The organism is Ferrovibrio sp. (genome assembly GCF_035304305.1).
Taxonomy (GTDB): Bacteria; Pseudomonadota; Alphaproteobacteria; order Ferrovibrionales; family Ferrovibrionaceae; genus Ferrovibrio.
The window spans coordinates 1-2,930 of record NZ_DATGQG010000062.1 but is presented as its reverse complement, the minus strand read 5'-3'; the positions used below and the strand labels follow the sequence as shown (position 1 = coordinate 2,930).

At 63.0% G+C, this 2,930-nt stretch carries 3 protein-coding genes; 1 reads left to right on the top strand and 2 read right to left on the bottom strand.

Going from position 1 to position 2,930, the window contains the following annotated elements:
* Positions 1-248: 248 nt before the first annotated feature.
* Complete coding sequence (locus tag VKZ87_RS07940) at positions 249-1,166, bottom strand: AraC family transcriptional regulator (RefSeq protein ID WP_324220713.1); 918 nt, start codon at positions 1,164-1,166, stop codon at positions 249-251.
* Positions 1,167-1,282: 116 nt separating this feature from the next.
* On the opposite strand from VKZ87_RS07940, the gene VKZ87_RS07935 reads away from it, so the two are divergent.
* Positions 1,283-2,500 carry an MFS transporter gene (locus VKZ87_RS07935; protein WP_324220712.1) on the top strand — a complete coding sequence of 406 codons (1,218 nt, stop codon included), beginning with the start codon at positions 1,283-1,285 and terminating at the stop codon, positions 2,498-2,500.
* Positions 2,501-2,648: 148 nt separating this feature from the next.
* Here the strand turns inward: VKZ87_RS07935 and VKZ87_RS07930 are convergent.
* Positions 2,649-2,930, bottom strand: a 282-nt coding sequence (locus VKZ87_RS07930; protein WP_324220711.1) for a PhnE/PtxC family ABC transporter permease, incomplete at its 5' end; no start/stop codon positions are given.

The following is a 2,930-nucleotide window of genomic DNA, read 5'->3' as shown; positions in this document are numbered from 1 at the left end:
GTCCGGGCCGGTGAGTATCTGGTGAAGCGCCTGGCGGGCGAAAATGCGATCATGCACCGTGAAATCGATTTCTCGCTGGTGGTTCGCGAATCCACCGCGCCACCTGGAGATTGAAGCCAATCGGCTGATATCCTTTGATGCTTATTTGTCCTCATGTCCGGGTAGCATCCATACCTTGGATGCAGCCGTCAGTGCCAGGCATGCGCACTGCTGGGCACGGCCATGCCCAGAGAAGGGTGTTTGAGAAGTTACGGCCGGAGCCTGCCTGGCGCGTATCCTGTCACACGTTTGAAAGCCCGGCTGAAGGCCGCCTGCGAGGCATAGCCGAGGCGCTGCGCAGCGGTTTCGATGGGCATCCGCTCGCGCCCGATCCATTGCGCCGCAAGCCGCATTCTCACTTCCGCCACATAGCGCAAGGGCGTCACACCCGTGACCTGAACGAACCGATCGGCAAAGACGGACCGTGAGCTGCCCATTTCACGGGCAAGCTCGGCAACGGACCAGTTCCTACCGGGATCGCGGTGGATCGCGGCGATGACTCTCCCAAGACGCGGATCGCGCAGGGCCGCGACCCAGCCGCTGGCATCGCCGCAGCCGCACTCCACCCATGCCCGCACGACAAAGGCGGCAATGACATCGGCCAGTCGGGCGAGGATGCCGGCATAGCCGGCGCGGTTCCCGACCGCCTCGCGCTCCATCGCTTCAAGCATGGGCAAAAGCTCGGGATAACGGTCGAGAAGCGTGCAGACGCGCATGACCTCCGGCATCAGCCCAATCAGCGGGTGCATGCTGCCGAGATCGAACTCCATGCATCCGCTGAAGATGAGGACGTTGTTCGAGGAAGGCCCAGCCGAACAGGACCGGATGGCGCTGACCCCGTTGCACAACGCGGTGGTCTCGTAGGCTGCGAGGTCCCGGCCCGGCAGATCGGGCTGCGAGACCAGGTCGTGCGCGCCGCCGCGCGGCAGCAGCACGGCGCCGCCGCTTTGAATTTCATGAACTGTCTCGCCGGCGCGCAGGAACACCGGTCCACGCGCGATGAAATGAAACTGCGCCTTGCCTTCCGCTTCGCCCATCCGCAGACCGAAAGGCGGCGTGATCTCGATACGGCGATAATTGAGCCCGACGAGCCTCATGCCCATCAGCAACTCGCTGATGAGGTCCACGCCCGCCTCTCGCGTTCCGAAGGATTCGGACTTTCGATCAAGCATTCCGGATCATGTGACATAGCGCGTCCGAAATGTCCATCCTAATTCTGCGGCACTGAGGAATTTGGTGCTTCGTGAAGGAGCGATTGATGAACAAGTTGGAGCGATGGTCAGATGTACGGAAGGCGCAGGCGGAGCCGGCCTGGGGCGCGGTCATTTCGATGGCGCTGGGAGTGTTCGGATTGGTAACGGCGGAGTTCCTGCCTGCCAGTCTTCTTACCCCGATGGCGGCCGAGCTCGGCGTTACTGAAGGACAGGCCGGCCAGGCCGTCACCGCGACCGCCGTCGTCGCGTTCCTAGCAAGCCTGCTGATTTCGGCCACTCTGAAGCATATGGACCGGCGGCGTGTTCTTCTGGGCTTCTCTATCCTTCTGCTGGCGTCGAATCTCATGGTTGCCTTCGCGCCCGGCTATCTGCTTCTGCTCTTCGGGCGCGTGCTGCTTGGTGTCGCCCTCGGCGGCTTCTGGTCGATGTCGGTGGCGATTGCCATGCGGCTGGTGCCGGAGGCGCTGGTGCCCCGGGCATTGTCGATCATCTTAAGCGGCGTTTCCGCCGCCACCATTCTGGCGGCTCCCGCCGGGAGCTATCTCGGCGACATCGCCGGATGGCGCAACGTTTTTCTACTGGCGGCGGGGGTTGCGGCCATCGCATTGGCCGTGCAGTTTGCGACGCTGCCCAGGATGAAGCCAAGCGGCGCCACGGGTCTGCGCACGCTGGCCGAAGTGGTTGCTAGGCCCGCAATGGGCCGCGGCATGGTCGCGGTCATGCTGGTCTTCACCGGCCATTTTGCCTTCTTCACCTACATCCGCCCGTTTCTTGAGACGGTGACCGGTGTCGGCATCGACGCGCTGTCCGGCATCCTTTTGGGCTTCGGCGTGGCGAATTTCGCGGGAACGCTGCTGGCCGGAGCGATGATCGAACGCAGCCTGCGGCTGACCCTGATTTCCATGCCGCTGCTGATGGCGTTTCTCGGTTTCGCGCTGGTAGCCTTCGGCTACCTGCCGGCCGCAGCGGCCGCGATGGTGGCGCTGTGGGGGTTGGCCTTCGGCGCGGTCCCTGTCGCCTGGTCTACATGGCTCGCCCGCACCGTTCCCGATCAGGCGGAAAGCGCCGGTGGTCTGCTGGTTGCCGCAATCCAGCTCGCCATTTCGATCGGCGCGGCGGCCGGAGGCGCGGTTTTCGACCTGACCGGCGGCACCGGGGTGTTCGGGACGGCCGCTTTCGTTCTGCTGATGGCGGCGGCGATCATCTTGATTGGCATCAGCGCCCGTCCGGCATCCGCCGTAGCCTGAACCCGCTGCCTTCCATTTTTCGAGGTGGCCGTTGGACCCTTTCTGTATTTCCGGCAATACAGAGAGGGTCCAAGTTATTGTTTTTTTGCAATTTCGGACGAAAAACCAGTATCCACTTTTTCTGGAATTGCGCGTCCCGGTAGCCGTCTCAGTGGACCGGGCGGCGCGCGGGGCCGGTTCCGATGATGCGCATGCGGATCGCCGCCGAAATGGCGTCGATGATGTAAACCATGACGATGATCAGGATGATGATCGACCAGGCTTCGTCCCACCGGTAGGCGCGGATGCGGTCGGAAAGCAGAAACCCGATCCCTCCGGCACCCACGATGCCGAGGATCGTGCTCGAGCGCACATTGCTTTCGAAATTGTAGAGCGTGATTGAAAGGATGACCGGGATCGCCTGCGGCATCACGCCGAAATGGATGGACTG